The 19,662-nt window shown below is 69.5% G+C and carries 18 protein-coding genes; 12 read left to right on the forward strand and 6 right to left on the reverse strand.

Going from position 1 to position 19,662, the window contains the following annotated elements:
* The first annotated feature begins 99 nt into the window (after positions 1-99).
* Positions 100-1,410: an alanine racemase gene (locus AB0915_RS06690; protein ID WP_366690020.1), complete on the forward strand. Its 1,311-nt coding sequence runs from the start codon at positions 100-102 to the stop codon at positions 1,408-1,410.
* Between the two features lie 99 nt (positions 1,411-1,509).
* Here AB0915_RS06690 and AB0915_RS06695 read toward each other — a convergent pair whose 3' ends face one another.
* Positions 1,510-2,343 (reverse strand): siderophore-interacting protein, encoded by an 834-nt coding sequence (locus tag AB0915_RS06695; protein WP_366690085.1) that lies wholly within the window; start codon positions 2,341-2,343, stop codon positions 1,510-1,512.
* Between the two features lie 86 nt (positions 2,344-2,429).
* Between AB0915_RS06695 and AB0915_RS06700 the strand changes: the two genes are divergently transcribed.
* Positions 2,430-3,248 carry a TetR/AcrR family transcriptional regulator C-terminal domain-containing protein gene (locus tag AB0915_RS06700; RefSeq protein ID WP_366690021.1) on the forward strand — a complete coding sequence of 273 codons (819 nt, stop codon included), beginning with the start codon at positions 2,430-2,432 and terminating at the stop codon, positions 3,246-3,248.
* A 39-nt stretch (positions 3,249-3,287) separates the two neighbouring features.
* On the opposite strand, the gene AB0915_RS06705 is transcribed toward AB0915_RS06700, so the two are convergent.
* Positions 3,288-4,154 carry a serine protease gene (locus tag AB0915_RS06705; protein ID WP_366690022.1) on the reverse strand — a complete coding sequence of 289 codons (867 nt, stop codon included), beginning with the start codon at positions 4,152-4,154 and terminating at the stop codon, positions 3,288-3,290.
* Positions 4,155-4,280: 126 nt separating this feature from the next.
* Here AB0915_RS06705 and AB0915_RS06710 point away from each other — a divergent pair, with 126 nt between their 5' ends.
* On the forward strand, positions 4,281-4,646 hold the full coding sequence (locus AB0915_RS06710) for a DUF1801 domain-containing protein (RefSeq protein ID WP_366690023.1): 366 nt from the start codon (positions 4,281-4,283) through the stop codon (positions 4,644-4,646).
* A 222-nt stretch (positions 4,647-4,868) separates the two neighbouring features.
* Here the strand turns inward: AB0915_RS06710 and AB0915_RS06715 are convergent, their stop codons facing one another.
* Positions 4,869-5,300: a helix-turn-helix domain-containing protein gene (locus tag AB0915_RS06715; protein ID WP_366690024.1), complete on the reverse strand. Its 432-nt coding sequence runs from the start codon at positions 5,298-5,300 to the stop codon at positions 4,869-4,871.
* Between the two features lie 96 nt (positions 5,301-5,396).
* On the opposite strand from AB0915_RS06715, the gene AB0915_RS06720 reads away from it, so the two are divergent.
* The 4 genes from AB0915_RS06720 (at position 5,397) to AB0915_RS06735 (ending at position 9,387) form a co-directional block, all read left to right on the forward strand.
* Positions 5,397-6,284 (forward strand): NAD(P)-binding domain-containing protein, encoded by an 888-nt coding sequence (locus tag AB0915_RS06720; protein WP_366690025.1) that lies wholly within the window; start codon positions 5,397-5,399, stop codon positions 6,282-6,284.
* Positions 6,285-6,656: 372 nt separating this feature from the next.
* Complete coding sequence (locus AB0915_RS06725; protein WP_366690026.1) at positions 6,657-7,490, forward strand: arylamine N-acetyltransferase; 834 nt, start codon at positions 6,657-6,659, stop codon at positions 7,488-7,490.
* A gap of 214 nt (positions 7,491-7,704) precedes the next feature.
* The gene (locus AB0915_RS06730; protein ID WP_366690027.1) at positions 7,705-8,916 is read left to right on the forward strand and encodes a pyridoxal phosphate-dependent aminotransferase; all 1,212 of its coding nucleotides are present in this window, start codon (positions 7,705-7,707) and stop codon (positions 8,914-8,916) included.
* 84 nt (positions 8,917-9,000) lie between these two features.
* Positions 9,001-9,387 carry a hypothetical protein gene (locus AB0915_RS06735; protein ID WP_366690028.1) on the forward strand — a complete coding sequence of 129 codons (387 nt, stop codon included), beginning with the start codon at positions 9,001-9,003 and terminating at the stop codon, positions 9,385-9,387.
* Between the two features lie 135 nt (positions 9,388-9,522).
* Here the strand turns inward: AB0915_RS06735 and AB0915_RS06740 are convergent, their stop codons facing one another.
* From AB0915_RS06740 to AB0915_RS06750, 3 genes are all read right to left on the reverse strand, one after another.
* Positions 9,523-10,638, reverse strand: coding sequence for a glycosyltransferase (locus AB0915_RS06740; RefSeq protein ID WP_366690029.1), 1,116 nt, complete (start codon positions 10,636-10,638; stop codon positions 9,523-9,525).
* 44 nt (positions 10,639-10,682) lie between these two features.
* Positions 10,683-11,975 (reverse strand): DUF2079 domain-containing protein, encoded by a 1,293-nt coding sequence (locus AB0915_RS06745; protein WP_366690030.1) that lies wholly within the window; start codon positions 11,973-11,975, stop codon positions 10,683-10,685.
* Between the two features lie 308 nt (positions 11,976-12,283).
* Positions 12,284-13,006: a peptidylprolyl isomerase gene (locus AB0915_RS06750; protein ID WP_366690031.1), complete on the reverse strand. Its 723-nt coding sequence runs from the start codon at positions 13,004-13,006 to the stop codon at positions 12,284-12,286.
* A 309-nt stretch (positions 13,007-13,315) separates the two neighbouring features.
* Here AB0915_RS06750 and AB0915_RS06755 point away from each other — a divergent pair, with 309 nt between their 5' ends.
* The 5 genes from AB0915_RS06755 (at position 13,316) to AB0915_RS06775 (ending at position 19,340) form a co-directional block, all read left to right on the forward strand.
* Positions 13,316-14,503: a hypothetical protein gene (locus AB0915_RS06755; protein WP_366690032.1), complete on the forward strand. Its 1,188-nt coding sequence runs from the start codon at positions 13,316-13,318 to the stop codon at positions 14,501-14,503.
* A gap of 290 nt (positions 14,504-14,793) precedes the next feature.
* Positions 14,794-15,903: a hypothetical protein gene (locus tag AB0915_RS06760; RefSeq protein WP_366690033.1), complete on the forward strand. Its 1,110-nt coding sequence runs from the start codon at positions 14,794-14,796 to the stop codon at positions 15,901-15,903.
* A gap of 29 nt (positions 15,904-15,932) precedes the next feature.
* The gene (locus AB0915_RS06765; protein ID WP_366690034.1) at positions 15,933-17,120 is read left to right on the forward strand and encodes a toxic anion resistance protein; all 1,188 of its coding nucleotides are present in this window, start codon (positions 15,933-15,935) and stop codon (positions 17,118-17,120) included.
* Complete coding sequence (locus AB0915_RS06770; RefSeq protein WP_366690035.1) at positions 17,117-18,733, forward strand: substrate-binding and VWA domain-containing protein; 1,617 nt, start codon at positions 17,117-17,119, stop codon at positions 18,731-18,733. The genes AB0915_RS06765 and AB0915_RS06770 overlap by 4 nt, the downstream gene beginning before the upstream one ends.
* Positions 18,720-19,340: a hypothetical protein gene (locus tag AB0915_RS06775; protein ID WP_366690036.1), complete on the forward strand. Its 621-nt coding sequence runs from the start codon at positions 18,720-18,722 to the stop codon at positions 19,338-19,340. Before AB0915_RS06770 ends, AB0915_RS06775 begins: the two co-directional genes overlap by 14 nt.
* The last annotated feature ends 322 nt before the right edge of the window (positions 19,341-19,662 follow it).

Genomic DNA, 19,662 nt, shown 5'->3' on the forward strand with positions numbered 1-19,662 from the left:
CACCATTGACCCGGCGTCGGCTCGGATGTTAGACAGCGTCAAGCGATATGCGCAACGGGTGTTGCATATGGTGCAACGAACAGATTTCGAGGAGGGTCCATGGCCGCCGACGAGGACGTCGCAACAGCTCCCCACACGCTTGGTGAACTCGCCGCCGAGCGGGTCGACCACCGTTTCAAGTCGCTCCCGCCCGACGCCGACGGGCTCACGGTCGGCGCCCTCGCCGCCGAGCGCCGCAACCTCTTCACCGGTGGCTTCACGACGCCCGTCCTCGCCCTCTCCGCCGAGTCCGTCGCGCACAACCTCGCGCTGCTGGAGACGTACGCCGAACGTCACGGGCTCGCGTTCGCGCCGCACGGCAAGACGTCCATGGCGCCGCAGCTCTTCGCCCGGCAGCTGGAGCACGGCGCGTGGGGCATCACCGCCGCCGTTCCGCACCAGGTCCGGGTGTACCGCGCGTACGGGATCGAGCGGATCTTCCTCGCCAACGAGCTCGTGGACGCGGTCGCACTGCGCTGGCTCGCCGGCGAGCTGGACTCCGCCCCCGAATTCCACTTCATCTGCTACGTCGACTCGGTGCGCGGCGTCGAGCTGATGGACGAAGCACTGCGCGCCGCGGGTGCGGTCCGTCCGGTGGACGTGGTCGTGGAACTCGGCGCCGGCGAGGGGGCCCGCACGGGTGCCCGTACCGAGGCCGACTGCGCGGCGGTCGCCGACGCGGTGGCCGCGGTGGGGACGCTGCGTCTGGTCGGGGTCGCCGGTTACGAGGGCGAGGTGCCGGACGCGTCCACGGAGCGGGTACGGGACTGGCTGGACCGGCTCGTCCGGGTGGCCGCCGACTTCGACAAGGCGGACCGGTTCGCCGCACTGGCTGCCGACGACCGGATCGTGATCAGCGCGGGCGGCAGCGCCTGGTTCGACACGGTCGCGGACGTCTTCGCGGAGATCCCCGAACTCACTCGTCCCGTCTGCAAGTTGCTGCGTTCGGGGGCGTACGTCTCGCACGACGACGGGCACTACCTGCACCTCACCCCGTTCAACCGGGTCCCGGAGGAGGGCGCCCTGCAGCCCGCGTTCCGGCTCTGGGCCCAGGTCGTCTCGCGGCCGTCCGACGAGCAGGCGTTCGTGAACGCGGGGAAGCGGGACGCGGCGTACGACCTCGATCTTCCGCAGGCGCAGGTCGTGCGGTCCGGGCGGGACGGCTCGGTGCGGGCCGCCACCGGCATCACCGTCACCAAGCTGTCCGACCAGCACGCGTGGCTGCGCACCGAGGCCGGCGCGGAGCTGGAGGTCGGGGACTGGGTCGGCATGGGGCTGTCGCACCCGTGCACGTCGTTCGACAAGTGGCAGTTGATTCCGCTTGTCGAGGCGGACGGCACGGTCACGGACTACATCCGCACGTTCTTCTGATCCCTGCGGGCGTTGCCCTCGATTTCCGCTCCAGCCCCTCCGGCGATTGAGGAGCGGGCCCGGCGGCCCGGTCGGTACGAGGCTCACGGTGAACCCTCCTCATCCCTCCGCCCGCTCCTTCGCCCAGGCCAGGTCCTCCTCGGTCGGGGCGTCGTCCTGGGTCAGCCTGCGCCGCCAGTAGCCACTGAACTCCACCGCCTGCCTGGGCATCCCGCGCTCCTCGACCAGGTGGCGGCGGAGCGTCCGTACGGTCCCCGACTCCCCCGCGAGCCATGCGGCCCCCGCCCCCGCCTCGCCCGGCAGCTCCGCCGCGCGGACCACGTCCGTCAGCTCGTCCCCCGCGTGCACCCAGCGCACGGTCACCTCGGCGGCGGACGAGAGCCGCTGCTCCTCCCCCGCGTCGACGACCGCCACATACGCCACCGCGCGCATCCCGGCCGGCAGCGCTTCGAGCAGCGTGCCGATCGCGGGGAGCGCCGTCGCGTCCCCGGCCAGCAGCAGCCAGTCGGAGGCAGGAAGCGGCCGGGCGTACGCCGAGGACGGGCCGACCATGCCGAGTACGTCCCCGGGCCGCGCGGTCCGCCCCCAGCGGGAGGCGGGACCGGTGTCGCCGTGAAGCACGAAGTCGACGGTCATCTCATTGCGCTCACGGTCGTACGCCCGGACGGTGAAGCTCCGCATCCACGGCCGGTCGGCCTCCGGGATCGCGAGGTACGCCTCGTACCACCGCATCCCGTACGTGTCGTCGGGGTCCTGCTCCGGCAGGACGGGCGCGCCCTGCCCCTTCGGGAAGCAGAGCTTCATCTGCTGATCCGGCCGGTCCTCGATCAGGCCGGCCAGCGCATCTCCGGTAAAGGTGACGCGCGCCATCCGCGGCGTGATCCGTTCCACGCCCACAACCTGGACGTACGACACCGCAAGCGACTGACTCATCGGATCGGCCACCCACTTTCTCCCTGATAACTTATGCCGTAAAGAGTCGCCTGGGCGAAGTTACTTTATGGCGTAAGGAGTCGCAAGTGGTGGTCTATGCGGGACAGGGCGACGCCCGCCGTTCGATGGCCCTGCTGTGGCGCACGGAGAGCGCTCCGGCACCGGGCGGAACGGGACCGGCCCGGTCGGGACCCAAGCCCGGACTGACCGTGGACGCGATCGTGAGCGCCGCTGTCGCCGTCGCCGACGAGGACGGCATGGCGGCGCTCTCGATGCGCGCGGTGGGCGAGCGACTGGGCCGGACGGCCATGGCCCTCTACACGTACGTCCCCGGCAAGAACGAGCTCCTGGACCTGATGTATGACGCGGTGCATGCCGAACTCCCGTCCGACTACCCGGACACGGTCGACTGGCGCGCTTCCCTCACGCGCTGGGCGGAGGACACCCTTGCCTTCCACCTCCGCCACCCGTGGGTGCTCCAGGTCTCCCAGGCCCGGCCGGTGCTGGGCCCGCACGAGTACGCCGCTCTCAACACCCTCGTACGTCTCCTGTACGGGACCGGGCTCGACGCGCATCTCCTGCGGCGGCTGATCGGCACGCTGTTCCACTTCGTCCGCGGCTCGGCGCAGACGGTCGCCGAGTCCCGGCTGGCCGCTGCGGTGACCGGCCAGTCCGACGAGGAGTGGTGGTTCGCCCGCTCGGCGCTGCTCGGCGAGGTGGCCCCGGACTTCGCGGACCGCTTCCCGGACGTCGGCCGCCTGGAGAGCGAGAGCGCACCCGAGCCGCCACCGGCCGACGACCCGGTGCCCTACCTGGAGCGTCAGGCGCGCGAGACGTTCACCGCCGGGCTCGGCGTGCTGCTGGACGGAATCGAGACGGCGGTGCGACGCGCGAGCGCGCCGTGAGACCTGCGGGGTCTCACGGCGCGCGCGGACGACTTCCGGCTACGGCTTGGGCAGGGTGCACCCGGTCCGGTTGAGGTCGATCTGGCTGCCGGCGCCGATGCACGGCACGATGCCGTACGTCTCCTGGGCGTAGTTGATTCCCTGACGGACCGTCACATTGCCGCTCTCGTCGACCTCGCACGGATTGTTGACCGTGCACTGCTGCCCGTCCTCGTTACCGGTGTTGTTGACGGCGACGACCTTGCCGGTCGCGTTGTCGATCACCGGGGAGCCGGACGTGCCGCCGATGGTCTGGCAGGCGGAGGTGTAGCGGACCGAGTCCTTCCATGTCCACGACCCCTCCTTCATGCGGTAGACGAAGCCGTCGATGTTGCAGCTGTACGTGCGCTTCCAGTAGCCGGAGACGACCGTGATCGCGGTGCCCTGGACCGGGTGCGCGGCGTTGAGCTCCAGCGCCTTGATGCCGTAGGTGCTCTCGATCTGGGCGTAGGTACGGGTGAGTTGGTACAGCGATACGTCGGTGTCGGTCATCGTCCCGTACGCGATCTTGCTGGCGCGCAGGGTGCCGACTCCGCTGCCCGCGGAGTTCAGCAGGGTGAAGCTGCGGGTGGACTTCCGGCCGAGGACAACCTCACCCGGACCGGGGAAGCCGGTCTCCAGGCAGTGCCCGTTGGAGAGCACGAGCGCCGGGTCGCTCGGGAGCGAAGCGGCCGTGCGGACCACGGAGCCGGAGCAGTTGCTGAGCGCGACCGTACCGGCGAAGTCGACCGCCTTGGCCGTGACCTGCTGAACCTGCGTCGTCTTCTGCGGCGCGGCCGCGTCGTGGCTTGTGGCCGCGACAGCGGGTGCCGTTCCCGCTCCGAGGAGCAGAACAGCGAAAAGCGCGCCGAGGAGAGGCTTCTTCATGTGGGGGTCCCCTTTATGACCTCTGTGACCGAAGGTCCTTCGGTTTTGTCATGGGCATTGTTGGGGGTGCGCGGGTCCGGGGCAAGACCGCCTTCCCGACCTCGGGACGGTCGTTAGGCTGTGGGCATGGTGCAGAGCAAGGCGGAGGACGTCGACGGATACCTGGCCGAGCTGCCGGAGGAGCGCCGGGACGCCCTGGTCAGAATGCGGTTGATGTGCCGCCAGGAACTCAAGGGCTTCGACGAGGTCATGGCCTACGGAATGCCCGCCTACGAACGGGACGGGGTCACCGAGATCGCCTTCGCGAGCCAGAAGAACTACGTCTCCTTCTACCTGCTGCGCACCGATGTCCGCGCGGCATTCGAGAAGCGGCTGGCTGGACAGGACATGGGCAAGGGCTGCCTGCGCTTCCGCAAGCCGGAGAACATCGACTTCGACCTGGTGCGCGACCTGTTGAGGGCCACGGCGGCCCGGCCGGGCACGGTCTGTTGACGGGGTGACCGGTCAGCCGCGCGCCAGTTCGGGTTCCGCCGCCGCGCGGCCCCGGCAGGACCCGGCGGGGCCGGCCCCCGACCACCGACGGCAGAAACGAAGAGATGCCGGCCGTCCTGACGGTGCGCCATCTCTCAGCGGGCCGGCGCGGGTGCCTGCGCCGGCAACCAGGGCTCGGCCGGTACGCCGAAGCGGGCCGCCGAGGCGGAGGCGGATGAGGGATCAGCTGTCACCGGCGCAGTCTGCCGGAACACGGTCCGCCGTCACATGGGGATTGCGCGCATGCGGCGTGCCCTCGGGGCCGCCCTGAACACCCTCCGGGGCGCCCTGGCCGAGCACATGCTCCCGTCCCCACGCGCCGAGCGGCCCGAGCGCCTCGTTGAGCGCGAACCCGAGCGGGGTCAGCGAGTACTCGACGCGGGGTGGTATCTCGGCATGCACCTCACGGTGCACAATGCCGTCGTCCTCCAGCTCCCGCAGATGCGAGGTGAGCACCTTCTCGGTGATCCCCGGCACCAGTCTGCGCAGCTCGCCGAAGCGGCACGTCTGCTCGTTCAGCGCCCAGAGGATCAGCACTTTCCACTTGCCGCCGATGACATCCATCGCCGCGTCGATCCCGCAGACGAACGCCCCGGGCCTCCGCACGGTCCCCATGGTCCACCCCTCCCACCTGGTCACTCACCCCGCGGTAACCACCCACTCCGAAGTGGGTACTTGATCGCTCCGAGGCCTGCGACCAGCCTAATCTCCATGACTGACAACACCCCTGAGAAGCAGCCGCTCACCCTCCTCGGGCTCGGCGCCATGGGCACCGCGCTCGCCCGGACCTGGCTCGCCGCCGGGCATCCCCTGACCGTCTGGAACCGCAGCCCCACCCGCGCCGACGCGCTCGCCTCCGAGGGGGCGAGCGCGGCCGGGACGGTCGCGGAGGCGGTGGCTGCGAACCGGCTCGTCGTCCTCTGCCTGCTGGACGACGCCTCCGTCGGGCAGACCTTGGCCGGCGCCGACCTCACCGGCAAGGACCTGGTCAACCTCACCACCTCCACCCCGGGCCAGGCGCGCGCCCTCGCCGCATGGGCCCGGGAGCGCGGCGCCCGGTTCCTGGACGGCGGGATCATGGCGGTCCCGCCGATGATCGGCGCCGCGGACTCCGGCGGTTACATCTTCTACAGCGGGTCCCGCGCCCTGTTCGACGCGCACAGGGAGACGCTCGCCGTGCCGGCCGGCACCACCTATGTCGGCGAGGATCCCGGCTTCGCCGGCCTGCACGACGTGGCGCTGCTGAGCGCGATGACGGGGATGTTCGCGGGGGTCGCGCACGCCTTCGCGCTGATCCGCAAGGAGAACATCGACCCTCGGGCGCTCGCCCCGCTGCTGGCCGACTGGCTCACCGCGATGGCACCCGCGGTGCACGCGACTGCCGCTCAACTGGAGAGCGGCGACTACCGCGCGGGCGTGACCTCCAACCTCGCCATGCAGGTCGCGGGCAACGCGACGCTGCTGCGCACGGCCGAGGAACAGGGTGTCAGCGCCGAACTGCTGGCCCCGTACCTTGCGCTGATGGAGCGGCGCCTCATGGAAGCGGAGCGGGGCGGCGAGGAAGGCACCACGGGCGTCATCGACCTGCTGGCGCGCTGAGCGCCGCCGACAGTGTCGGTCCCGCGTGTCCGTGCCCTACCGGTCACGCGGGTCCGCCGCCTCCGCCTCAGCGGCCGCCGCGGTGGGGGCCAGGGCCCGTTCCGGGCCGGGGCGTTCGTCTGCGGGAGCGTTCTCCAGGCCTGCCGGAGTGCCGTGGTGATGTCGTCCGCGTCGCGCAATACGCGTACGGCCATGTCCGGCTCACCGAAAGCGATCGCGCGGCGATCGTTCCCCGTATCACCGCTCGCCTCGCCGGAGTTGAGGTACCTCCGAGGCCCGGGGCGCGTCGGACCCGCGTACCAGGACCCGTGTACCAGGGGGATCAGCCCCTGGTCGGAGGCACCCGCCACCCCGGTTGCGTACGGTCGGATCATGACGACCGACCACGACCGCACTCTCGACCTCGACGCGTACTTCGCCCGTATCGGCTGGACCGGGGAGCGCCTCCCCACCGTGGAGGTACTGCGTTCCGTGCACCGCGCCCATGCGCTGGGCATCCCGTTCGAGAATCTGGACCCCGTGCTCGGCAGCGCGCCCTCGCTCGCGCTCGCGGATCTGCAGGCGAAGCTCGTACGCAGTGAGCGCGGCGGGTACTGCTACGAGCACAACACCCTCTTCGCCGCCGTGCTGGCCGAGCTCGGATTCACGGTGACGCTGCTCTGCGCGCGCGTGGTACTGGGGGCCGCGCCCGGGGACGTACGGCCGCGCACCCACATGCTGATGCTGGCCGAGGTGCCGGGCGAGCCGACCCCGTATCTCGCCGATGTCGGCTTCGGAGCGGGCAGCTCGCTGCTGGAGCCGATCGCGCTGGTGGCGGACGCGGAGCTGCACGACGCACCGCGCCGTCACCGGCTCGTCCACGCACCGCACGGCGGCCCGCTGCCACTGTGGAAGCTGCAGACACTGTCCACGGGCGGGGAGTGGGAGGACCAGTACACGTTCACGCTGGAGCCGTTCGAGGCGCCGGACTACGAGGTCATCAACTGGCACATCGCGACCAATCCGCGCTCCCCGTTCCAGCACCTGGTGTACGTCCAGCGCACCACTGCGGACGGCCACCTGGCACTGTCCGGCCGGAAGCTCACGGAGACGGCGCCCGACGGCACGCGGAAGGAACGGGAGCTGGCGGACGGCGACGAACTCCTGCGGGTCCTGGCGGACGACTTCGGCATCCGTCTCCCGGACGGCACGCGCCTGCCCGAGTGACGGCGGCGCCCCGTTCGCGTGGCGCATCTCACCCGCCCCGGCCCGTCACACATCCATTCCAAGCCGCGTCACCGTCCCCGGCCAGGGTTCCCACGGCCGGGGACGGCGGGTACATGGCGATGGAAGACCGGGCGGGCGAACCGGGTTCCCCGGGCGGGTCAACCGGCGGGCAAACCCCGCGCACCCTGTGAAACACCACCGTATCCTCACTGGCATGCAGGTCATCCAGTCGACGAAGCTCGCCAATGTCTGTTACGAGATCCGGGGCCCCGTGCTCGAGGAGGCGATGCGGCTGGAAACAGCTGGTCACCGCATCCTCAAGCTGAACACGGGCAACCCCGCGGCGTTCGGGTTCGAGTGCCCGCCCGAGATTCTCGAGGACATACTGCGCAACCTCTCCGGGGCGCACGGTTACGGCGATGCGAAGGGGCTGCTGTCCGCGCGCCGCGGGGTGATGCAGCACTACCAGACCAAGGGGATCCCCCTCGACGTCGAGGACATCTACCTGGGCAACGGCGTCTCCGAGCTGATCCAGATGTCGATGCAGGCGCTGCTCGACGACGGCGACGAGGTGCTCGTACCCGCACCGGACTATCCGCTGTGGACCGCATCCGTGTCGCTGGCCGGCGGTACGGCCGTGCACTACCGGTGCGACGAGCAGGCCGACTGGATGCCGGACCTCGCCGACATCGAGCGGAAGATCACGGACCGCACCAAGGCGATCGTGATCATCAACCCGAACAATCCGACCGGCGCGGTCTACGACGACGAGATGCTGCGCGGGCTGACGGAGATCGCCCGCCGCCACAACCTGGTGGTCTGCTCCGACGAGATCTACGACCGGATCCTGTACGACGGAGCGACACACACCCCGACGGCGGCCATCGCGCCCGATCTGCTGGTGCTCACGTTCAACGGGCTCTCCAAGAACTACCGGGTTGCGGGTTACCGGTCCGGGTGGCTGGCCGTCTGCGGCCCGAAGGGGCACGCCGCCTCGTACATCGAAGGGCTGACGATCCTCGCCAACATGCGGCTGTGCGCCAATATGCCGTCGCAGCACGCGGTGGCCGCGGCGCTCGGCGGGCGGCAGTCGATCGACGACCTGGTGCTGCCGGGCGGGCGGATCCTGGAGCAGCGGGACGTCGCGTACGACCTGCTGACGCAGATCCCGGGCGTCACCTGCGTGAAGCCGAAGGGGGCGCTGTACCTCTTCCCGCGGCTCGACCCCGCGGTCTACAAGATCAAGGACGACCGGCAGATGGTCCTCGACCTGCTGCGGGCCGAGAAGATCATGGTCGTGCAGGGCACGGGGTTCAACTGGCCGGAACCCGATCACTTCCGGATCGTGACGCTGCCGTCGGCCAAGGATCTGACGGACGCGGTGACCAGGATCGGCGCGTTCCTGGACGGGTACGGGCAGCCGTGAGGCAGCGGGATCCCGACACCGCTCAACTTTAGACTGAATCCAATGTAGGATTGGCCTCCTGACCGTGAGCAGGAGGCCATCCCCATGTACGAGCCGATCCGCACCAAGTCGGTCCACTCGATGGCCGACGCAGCGCAGTACCCCCACCGCACCCGCGAGGAGGAGCTGGACATCCAGCTCGCCGGGCATCTGGCCGCGCTGCTCGCCGTCACCGACGAGCTGGGGCTCGGGCGGCAGGGCGATCGCATCGCCGAGCAGGTGGCCCGGCTGCGCGGGGCGCCACCGGCGCGGCATGCCGCGCTGACCCGGGCCGACCCCGCCGCATTGCACCACCGGGCGCTCGCCCTTGCCGGCCGCGCGCTCGTCGTCGCCGCGTCCCGCGCGGACACCGCCGCCGCGATTCTCGCCGCCGAGCGCATGGACGCACACACCGCCGCCCTGCGTGACGCCGAGCTGATCGGCGCCCCCTGACGGCCCCGGTCCGCGGGCCGGGGAGGCGCGCGGACCGGGTGCCATTCATGTGCCGCGCCCGGCCGTTCCGAGCGGGCAGCGGCCTGCGCCGCGAAGACTGGTCGGCCGGGCCACCGCGGCCCCGCCGACCCCCGGTCAGGCGTTCACGAGTTCCCTCGAGCCCAGCTTCTGCCGGGCGAATTCGAGGTTGCCGGTCACGCGGTCGTGGTCATAGGGCGGCACCTTGCCGCCCTCGAGGAGGCGTTGGCCGCATTGCTCCGACTCCTCGTAGTTTCCGGTCCAGTAAGCGGCCACGGCGAGTTCGTCGAGTACGCGCCAGTCGTACCATTCGAACTCGACGAACAGAATGTCTTCCGGGTACGGGATCTGCGCCGCTTGCTGCGCGAACATGTGGGCAAGTGGCCAGCGCGGGCCGTTCAGGCGGCAGTAGCGTGCGAGTTCACCGAGGGCTTCGGCGCGCGAGGGACGGCTTTCGTGCGCGCGGAGGTAGCGGTTGATCACCTCGGCGGCCGGACGGCCGAGCTCTTCCGCGAGCCGTGCGGCATAGAGGTGGGCACAGAAGACTTCCTCGGCGTACCCGCCCATGCCCGCCCGGCGGTCGTAGGCGGCAAGTGACTTCTTCGGCTCTCCGGCATCGCGCCAGCTCTGGGCGAGGTAGAAGACGTAGCGGGAGTTGTCGGGTTCCTTGATCAGACCTTGCTGAAGGACCTTGGCGTCGCGCAGGTACTTCTTCCGCACCCCTTCTCCCCTCAGGCGTGCGCCGCCCCCCACCGAGAGGATGTTGGCGCCTTTGAACGTCCCGAGGGTGTACGGCGTTCCGCAGTCGATGTACTCGTGCAGGACGCCGACGTAGCGCCAGGGCAGTCGGGTTGAGACCAGAGCGGGGCGCCAGTGGGTGATGGGTCCGTCGTGCAGCGCGACTTGGTAGGCGTCGTGGGTCAGCTCCGGCATGCGAAAGCCGGGCTCCACCTCCATCTCGTCATCGGCGTCGATGAACAACAGATAGTCCGCTTCGGCGCGCGCCAGGTCGATCGCCTCGCTGCGGCTCCCGTCGTATCCCTTCCAGGGACTTTCGTGCAGGGCACCGGGCAGATCACTGAAGACGTCACGGATGACGTCCTGGGTGCCGTCGGTCGAGCCGGTGTCCAGGATGACCCACCTGTCGATCAAAGGGCGCACGGACTCGAGGCAGCGTCTGATGACCGGGGCCTCGTTCTTGACGATCATGTTCAGGCAGACCGTTGATTTCACGGGTCACCTCCAACTCGGTGAGGTAGAAGACCGATGCCACGACGTCAGCTCGGGCGCCTGAGCAGGACGAAGCCCTGTTCCTTGGCCACGGTGAGATACCCCTGTGCGCGGGCAATGCCCAGGGCCTGCTCTTCCTGAAGGACGTTCAGCGGCCACCGCTGATTGAACGGCACCCAGGTGTCCACCATGATCCACTGAGGATTGGGGCGGCTGTCGGGCCAGCCGTAGAGGCTGGCGCTCGTACGGTTCGTGAGCTGGGGCACGAGAAGGTTGGATGCCTGGACCGTGGCGCCGTCAGGGATCCGGTCCATCAGACGGTGGGCGACAGCGATGCGGGGATCGTCCCGCCAGGTGGCCGGCTGGACCAGCTGCCAGAACGGATACTGCGGAAGGATCAGGAGTGTGATCGCAGCGCAGCCGGCGAGGTATCGACGCAGGCTGCTCCTGCTCGGGTTCCGCCGGACCAAGGCGTCGATGAAGGCCGCGAAGACGATCGGCATCAGCACGAGCGAATAGTGGTAGGCGGTGCCCCAGTGGGTGCTGAGCTCTGAGGCAGCCCGCCACAACAGGGTCGGCACTGCGATCCACATCAACGGGGACCGCAGGGCCAGGAACAAGGTCGGGGCCAGCACGAGCAGGAGCGTCGAGATCTTGGCCTCGGGGGTGATGAGACCGATCGTGCTCTTGTACAGCAGATCCGTCAGCCCACCCCCACTGCCTTCCGAGCCATCCAGCCAGTGCCAGTAGTCGTAGGACCCGCTCGGACTGAAGGCCGGCAGGATGACCATCGTCGCCAGCAGCGCCCCGGCCAGACCGACCGCGGCGGTGATGATCCCGAGCCTGCGGTCGCCACGCCGGGCGACGACGAGGCCGATCACGACCACGGTGAGCCCGAGGTCCTCCTTCACCAGCAGCAGGGGCAGGGCCCAGTAGACCGCGGCACGCATCCGGCCCGTCGCGAGAGCGGTGAGTGAGTACGCGAGGAGAGGAACGGCGAAGGCCCATTCATGGAAGTCGGAGCCGACGCCGCTCGCGAGACCCCAGGAGAGGCCGTAGCAGGCCCCGATGACCGCGGCGGCAGGGGATCCCAGTGTTCGGCGCGCCCAGAGAGTCAGGGGCAGAACACTCGCGGCGATCAGCGCCGCCTGCACCACGAGCAGGGCCATCGCCGAAGGCCACAGCCGGTAGACAGGTGCCACCAGGGCCAGAATGGGAGAGAAGTGGTCCCCCAGGATGGGAAAGTCCGGTCCCTTGACTTCGGAGACGGGCAGGTGCCCATGCGCGTAGGACCGGACGATCTGCTCGAAGATTCCCAGGTCGAAGCTGTGGGAGAGCATGCGCTGATGGATACGCAAGGACAACGTCGCGTAGGTGAAGAACAGCGTTCCCGCCAGGGCCCAGATCCACCACGGGATGCCGGAGCGGCTCCCGCGAGACGGTCCGGCTACCGGCCCTTCATCCACAGTTGATTTCTGTTGCGCCGGAAGCGTGGCACTGTCAGTGGGTGGGGCATGCATGACTTATTCCTTCCGGAAAGCTGACCCTGAGGACCTCAAGACGCCAGCAGCCTTCACGGCTTGGCTCTGAGCCACCATGTGCGCGCGCGGAATACTCCGAACAGCGGCACACCTGGGGCGTGGTGGAGTCACCCGCGCTTCACGCGAGAGGCATTGACCGATGCCTGCCGCACCGTTACCGACTTGATGATGACGGCCTTCTTCGGCTTTCCGTCGGAGGATCCGTCCTGCGTCCCGTTCCTGGCGATCGCCTTCAGTACGTCCAATCCGCTCACGACTTTCGCGAAGGGAGTCCACTCGGACGACATGGGAACATCAGGATCGGCATAACTGATGAAGAACTGACTGCCATTCCTGCCGGGCGCCGCCTTGGACATCGCCACGGTGCCGGCCGAATATTCGGCTCCGTCCAGATTCTCGTCATCGAAGAAATAGCCCGGATCTGCTGCGCCTTCCCCTTTGGGGTCACCGCAGTCCAATACGAAAATCCCTCGGGTCGTGACACGGTGGCACTTGCTGCCGTCGTAGTACCCCTTCCGTGCCAGGAAGGAGAAGGAGTTGGTGGCGCAGGGCGCCTTGTCGGTCAAGGCCTCAAAGGTGATGGTTCCCCGATTGGTCACGAGTTCTGCCGTGTACGGCCGGGCTGCGGCGGAGGCGTCGAAGGTGGGAATTCCCACAGACTTTGCACCATTGGTGAGTTTGTATGAGCACGTGACCGGCGGCTTCGCATCGACGCTGTCTTCCGTCAAAGAGACCGCCGCCCATGTCAGCCCTGAACACGTCGCGGTCACGGCGAGTGCGACCGTCGCCACCCTGACCACACGTTTTCTGGCCCTGGTGTAGAAATTCATCTTTCCTTGAAAATCTCTGACGGACATTCGAGCCTCGATTTGGCGAGTGGGAGCTGCTGAAGCATGCAGAGCGTATCCATCCGCCTGTGTGTCGGCTACACCGACACACACTCGGGTTTGAAACCACTACTGGGCTGCGTGGCCCAACTCTTCGGGGTCCATCACCTTTCAGCCCCCTTCCTCACTCTGCCGATCGCCTGAACGTCTGGTGTGTCTCACCCACTTTCTTGCATACGCACCCGAATGTTGCGTCAGAGGCTCTGCGTGCCTCTCGAGACCACTCCATTCGGTTCCACAAGGAGCAAATTCATGAGTCCTGAGAACAGGACCCCCTCACGTCTGGGCCCGGTGCCCCGAGGTCGCAAGTGGCTGGCCGGCGGTGCGATGGCAACGCTGAGCCTTGTCGTGCTGGGCTTCTCCAGCCCTGCGATGGCGGCCGCCCAGAGCGCCTTCTCTCCGGGCGGGATGAACCGGCCTGTGCTTATGGGCGGTGACAAGTGCGAGAAGCAGAAGAACAAGCACGACAGGGACGAGTGCTGCGACCACCACAAGAACAAGCACGACAGGGACAAGTGCAAGGAGAAGGAGAAGGGTAAGCGCGGGCCCACCGGACCCACCGGGCCGACGGGTCCGCGCGGCGCCACGGGAGCCACCGGCGCCACGGGAGCCACGGGCCCGACCGGCGACACGGGAGCCACGGGCCCGACCGGCGACACGGGAGCCACGGGACCGACCGGACCTACGGGACCGACCGGACCCAGCGGAGCCACCGGCGCCACGGGTCGGACCGGCGCCACGGGAGCCACCGGCGCCACGGGACGGACCGGAGCCACGGGAGCCACGGGACGGACCGGAGCCACGGGAGCCACCGGCGCCACGGGACGGACCGGAGCCACGGGCCCGACCGGACCCACGGGAGCCACCGGCGCCACAGGAGCCACAGGAGCCACGGGAGCCACCGGCGCCACGGGATCCACCGGCGCCACAGGAGCCACCGGAGCCAACGGGTGCGGCACCGACATCGACTCCCTCCTCCCCAACAACACTCAGGAATTCAGCGTCTTCCTGATCAACGGGAGGGCGTTCGGGGGTCACCGGCACAACCCCACGTCGGGGGCCTACGTCCGCGAGGACCTCACCAACCCGGCGCAAAACCCCGGCTATCCCAACCCCGCCAATGTCTGCGCCGCCACCCTTTCGTCCCAGGACGGGGAGGTGAACTTCAAGGTGATCACCACAGCGGGAGACGTGTTTGAGCTGCAGTGCACCAACACCATGATGAATCTCATCGACTGTGGTAGCACCGCTGTCGGGGACCAGAAGCCTTGGCAGCAAGTCGTGTTCGCGGATGTACCCTCCGGGCCGTTCGTGGTCGGCGAGCCGCCGACCGGTAGCCAGGAGTCCAACAGCGCGAGCCCGTTGGAGCAGCTGCTGAACAGCATGGCCATCAACAGGGCGGCCGACAAGGGGCTCTCGAAGAGCTGGTCGCGGTCCTGACCTCGTTGGGATCCCTCTGAAGTGTGCCGTGCCCGGGGTCGTCCGGGCACGGCGCACGTGCGTGCGCCCTGCGGCGCAGTCCATGTCTTGCGACGGGTGGTTCGCGAGCACCGGTCCCGTCGCCGCCAACTCCCACGCCCCGCAACCGGCCACCGACAGGTCGTCGGACGCGAGGCGCGTTTTCTCGTCGTTCCTGCGGTGGCCCCTCGGGTCGCCGGAGAGAATCGGGCGCTCCCGTTGCGTACTGGGATAGGCACTTCACCTGCCGTCCACTCAACTCCGCCCGGAATGTGGGTTTCCGCGAGCAGTCTGCATCCGTGAGACGCATCGTGGGAATCGTCCTGGCGGTGCTGCTGATCGGCGGAGTGGCAGTAGCCGTCGTAGCAGGCCGCGACAGCAAGGACACGAGCACGGCAACGAAGACCGTGCGTGGAGTGATCGGGTCGGAGAAGGCGGAGTTCTTCGCCGATCCCGATGTGGTGAAGGCCCTCGCTGCCAAGGGGTTCACCGTGAAGGCGGAGACGTCCGGGTCCTGGGCCATGGACCAACTTCCACTGAAGGGGTACGACTTCGCCTTCCCCGGCTCGAAGGCTCCGGCCGATGAGCTGCAGCGCAAGTTCCCTGTCAAGGGCGGCCCGCTCAGGCCCTTCTACTCGCCGCTCGTCGTCGTCGCGCACCGCGGCGCCGCGCAGGTGCTGGCGGACAACGGGCTGGCGACGCTGGACGGCAAGTCCAGCGGAAAGCTGCGCATGGCCCCATATCTGAAGGCCGCGGAGGCAGACCGGACCTGGCAGCAGCTCAAGGGCGCGGGCAAGCATGCCGAGTTGACCGGGACGCTGTTCATCGCGAGCACCGATCCCGTCGCATCCAACTCCGGCGCGCTCTACCTCGCCGCCGCCTCGTACGTCGCCGACGGCGGCCGGGTGGCCGCCGACGACGCCGCGATCGACCGCACCGCGCCGCTGCTGAAGAAGCTGATCCAGGTACAGGGTGCGCAGCAGACCAGCAGTGACGCGCCGTTCCGGGACTTCATCAGCGGAGTCGGCAATCCGCTGGTCCTGGTGTACGAGTCGCAGGTCGCCTCGCTGCTGTTGCAGAAACAGCAGCAGGAGCTCGGGGACCTGGTCGTCCTCTACCCGGACACCACCGTCTCCAGCGATCACACCCTCGTACCGCTGACCGCCCCGGGCCGGCAGCTCGGCGAGCTGCTCTCCACCGACCCCGGGTTGCGCAAGCTGGCCGTGCGCCACGGCTTCCGCCCCCAGGGCGCGGCGGCCGAGTTCACCGCCGCGACCGCCGGTCACACCGACTACATCGACCAACAGCTGACCGGGATCCGCCAGGCGCCCGTGCCCACCGCGACGGTGATGCGCGCGATGGCCCGCCGGACCCGCGGCTGATGACACACGCCTTCCGGGAGACCTCACCCATGACCGAAGCCGAGCCGCAGCCGCTCGTCCTCACCCCGCCCGAGCCCGTCGCCCCTGTCCGCACCGAGCAGGCCGCGGGTCTCGTACCGGTCGACGACTCCGTGCGCACGGAGATGACGCGACGCGCCACCGAGTACGTCGGCAGCCTCGCCGGGCTCGACGCCCGCTCGCCCGAGTTCGCCACCAGGATCGGGGAGATCGCCGCCCTCGGGCAGGGCGACATCCGCAGCGCCGCCCAGCAGTCCAACCGGATGCTGGACCGTACGGTCCGTGAGCTCTCGGCCGGGTCGGGGGACGGGGACGCCCAGTCGAGGGTCGGTGCCTCGCTCGTCGAGCTGCGCCGCACCGTCGAGGACCTCGACCCGCGCGACTCCCCCGCCCGCGGCGCCCGCCGGCTGCTGGCGAAGCTGCCCGGCGGCAACAGGCTGCGCGATCATGTCGCGAAGTACGCCTCCGCGCAGTCCACCCTCAACAGGATCGTGGGCTCGCTCCGCGGCGGCCAGGACGAACTGCGCCGCGACAACGCCGCCCTGCACACCGAGCGCACCCGGCTCTGGGAGACGATGGGCAAGCTCCAGGAGTACGTGGTCCTCACCGAGGCCCTGGACGGCGCCGTCGAGCAGCGCATCCGGGCGACGGAGGCCGCCGACCCCGTGCAGGCGGACGCCCTGCGGGCCGATGTGCTGTTCCCCGTGCGTCAGAAGCACCAGGATCTGCTGACCCAGCTCGCGGTCTGCGCGCAAGGGTACCTGGCGATGGATGTCGTACGCCGCAACAACGAGGAGCTGATCAGGGGCGTCGACCGCGCCGCGACCACGACCGTCTCCGCGCTGCGGATCGCCGTGATGCTGGCATCGGCGCTGGAGAGCCAGCGCAAGGTGACCGAGCAGGTGCAGGTGCTGCGCTCCACGACGGAGGATCTGATCCGCGGCAATGCGGAGATGCTCGCCACGCAGAGCGGGGAGATCCAGCGGATCGCCGCCGACCCGGCGGTGGGCGCGGAGACACTGCGGACGGCGTTCCAGCAGATCTACCGGACGCTGGACGCGATCGACACGTACAAGGTGCAGGCGACCGAGTCCATGGCGGCGACGGTCGAGTCGTTGACGGCCGAACTCCAGCAGGCCGGCACCCACTTGGAGCGCAGCCGATCCGCGGGGGCCCTTGAGGGCGGCGGTCTCGGATGACGGGCCGGCTCAGAAGACCGCGCCGTCGGGTGTCGCGCACGCTCGCCGCACTGCTGGCCGCCGCGGCGCTCGCGCCGATCGCCGCGTGTTCGGCGGCGGACGACTCCGCGGCGTCCGGGAAGAAGGACGGCGGCGCTCCGCGGGCCGGAACGCTGCGCGTGCTGGCGTCCAGTGAACTCGCCGACATGAAGCCGCTGTTGGAGCAGGCGCGGCAGGCGACTGGAATCACGGTGCGGCCCACCTGGACCGGGACGCTCGACGCCGTCCAGCAGCTCGGCTCCGGGAAGGCGGACGGGGCGTACGACGCGGTGTGGCTGTCGTCCGACGACTATCTGCGGCTCCACCCGGAGGCGGCGAAGCGGATCACTTCCGAGACACCGCTGATGACGTCGCCGGTCGCCCTCGGCGTCAAGCCGACGGTGGTGAAGCGGCTGGGCTGGGACCCGTCGCGCGTCACCTGGTCGCAGGTGCACCGGGCGGTGGCCGACGGGGAGCTGACGTACGGGATGACGGATCCGGCGCGCTCCAACTCCGGTTTCGCCGGCTTGGTTTCGGTCGCTTCGGCGCTGTCGGGCGCCCAGTCCGCACTGACCGACGCCGATGTCCGCAAGGCGAGCGGGACGATGGCGGAGTTCTTCGGCGGGCAGCGGCTGACCTCCGGCTCGTCCGGCTGGCTGGCCACCGCGTACGCCCGGCGGGGCACGGTCGACGCGCTGATCAACTACGAGTCCGTGCTGCTCTCCCTCAACCGGGACAGTCACACCGGGCTGACGGTGATCCGCCCGCGCGACGGTGTGGTGACGGCCGACTACCCGCTGAGCCTGCTCTCCGCCGCCTCGCCGGACGCGAAGGACTCGGTGCGCGCCCTGACCTCGTACCTCCGCTCCCCCGCCGTGCAGCGGCAGCTGACCCGGGAGACGTTCCGCCGCCCGGTCGTCGCTTCCGTACGGCCCGCGGCGCCGCTGGCCGCCGAGGCGCGCCGTGAACTGCCCTTCCCCGGCTCGCGATCCGTCGCGGACGGGCTGCTCGACCAATACGAGAACAAGCTCCGGCGGCCCTCGCGCACCGTGTACGTCCTGGACACGTCCGGGTCGATGAAGGGCGAGCGGCTGCGGAGGCTGAAGGCGGCGCTGACCGGGCTGATCGGAGGCTTCCGGGAGCGTGAGGAGGTCACGCTGCTGCCGTTCGGGTCGTCGGTGAAGCGGGCGCGCACGCATACGGTCGATCCCGCCGATCCACAGGCGGGGCTTGCGGCGATCAAGGCGGACACCGCCGCCCTGACCGCGAGCGGCGAGACGGCGATCTTTTCGAGCCTGGAGTCCGCCTACGACCGGCTGGGTCCGGACACCGAGTCCGCATTCACCTCGATCGTCCTGATGACGGATGGCGAGAACACGACGGGCGACTCGGCCGACGACTTCGCCGGCTTCTACCGTTCGCTCCCGGCCGCGCGTCGCGTCACCCCCGTCTTCCCGGTCGTCTTCGGCGACTCGGACCGTGCGGAGCTGGACGCGATCGCCTCCCTGACCGGCGGCCGGCTCTTCGACGCGACGAAGGATCAGGGGCCGGGCTCCCTGGACGGTGCCTTCGAGGAGATCCGTGGCTACCAGTAGAGCGCCGGGCCGGTTCCTGGCGTACATCGAGTCGCGCAAGAACCTCACCGGAAGCGCCTGCGGGATCGTCGGGCTCGTCCTCACCTTCACCGGGCTCGCGGGCGCGTACTGGCCGGTGGTGATCGTCGGGCTGTACGGCGCGGGTGCGCTGATCGCCCCGCCGGAGCGGCCTCCCGCCCCGGACTTCCCCGACCCGTCGTCCCAACTGGAGTCGTTGCGGGCCGACTTCGTGACCCTGCGGGCATATCTGGACGAGGTGGAGCTGCCGCCCGCCGCGTCCGGGCGGCTCGTCGAGCTGACGGAGCTGCTGGCAGGGCTGCTCGCACCCGGCTGGGTCTCCGAGGCCCTCGCCATCGATCCGGAAGGCATTCACGCCCTGTCGCGCGCCGTGCACCAGGACATCCCGGAGTCCGTCGACACGTATCTGCGGACACGCTGGTGGACCCGGATCGCACCGGGCACCGAGCCGCCCGAGCGCCATCTCGAGCAGCAGCTGTCGCTGCTGCACCGGGAGGCGGAGTCGCTGGTCGCGGGGTTGCGGGAGGCCGAGGCGCGTCGGCAGCAGACGCACACGCGGTACCTGGAGGACCGGGGCCGGTCCGACTGAGAGCCTGTCGGGTGGCCTTCGATCGGAGAGCGGACGCGGCATGGTGCGTGCGATTCCAAGGCGCCGGGATGGCCTTGGGTGGGGTCTCCCCTGCTCGAACGAAGTTGAGAGCTTGGGGAAGGAGCTACCAGGGCATTTCGGCAACGCCGGAAGCGTGCGTGCCAGGGCGTGGCCGCCCGATCAGAGGTCGCCCGACAGGCTCTGAGCCTCGCCGGGCGGGCCGGGAGCCCGGCCCGCCCGGCGGAATGCCGCCCGCCTGCTGCGCGGAGTCCCCCACAGCCTCAGTTGGCCTCCGGACGGCTCGACCGAAGGCCATGTGAAG

Origin of the sequence: Streptomyces sp. NPDC048411, assembly GCF_040704695.1 — a bacterium.
GTDB lineage: Bacteria > Actinomycetota > Actinomycetes > Streptomycetales > Streptomycetaceae > Streptomyces.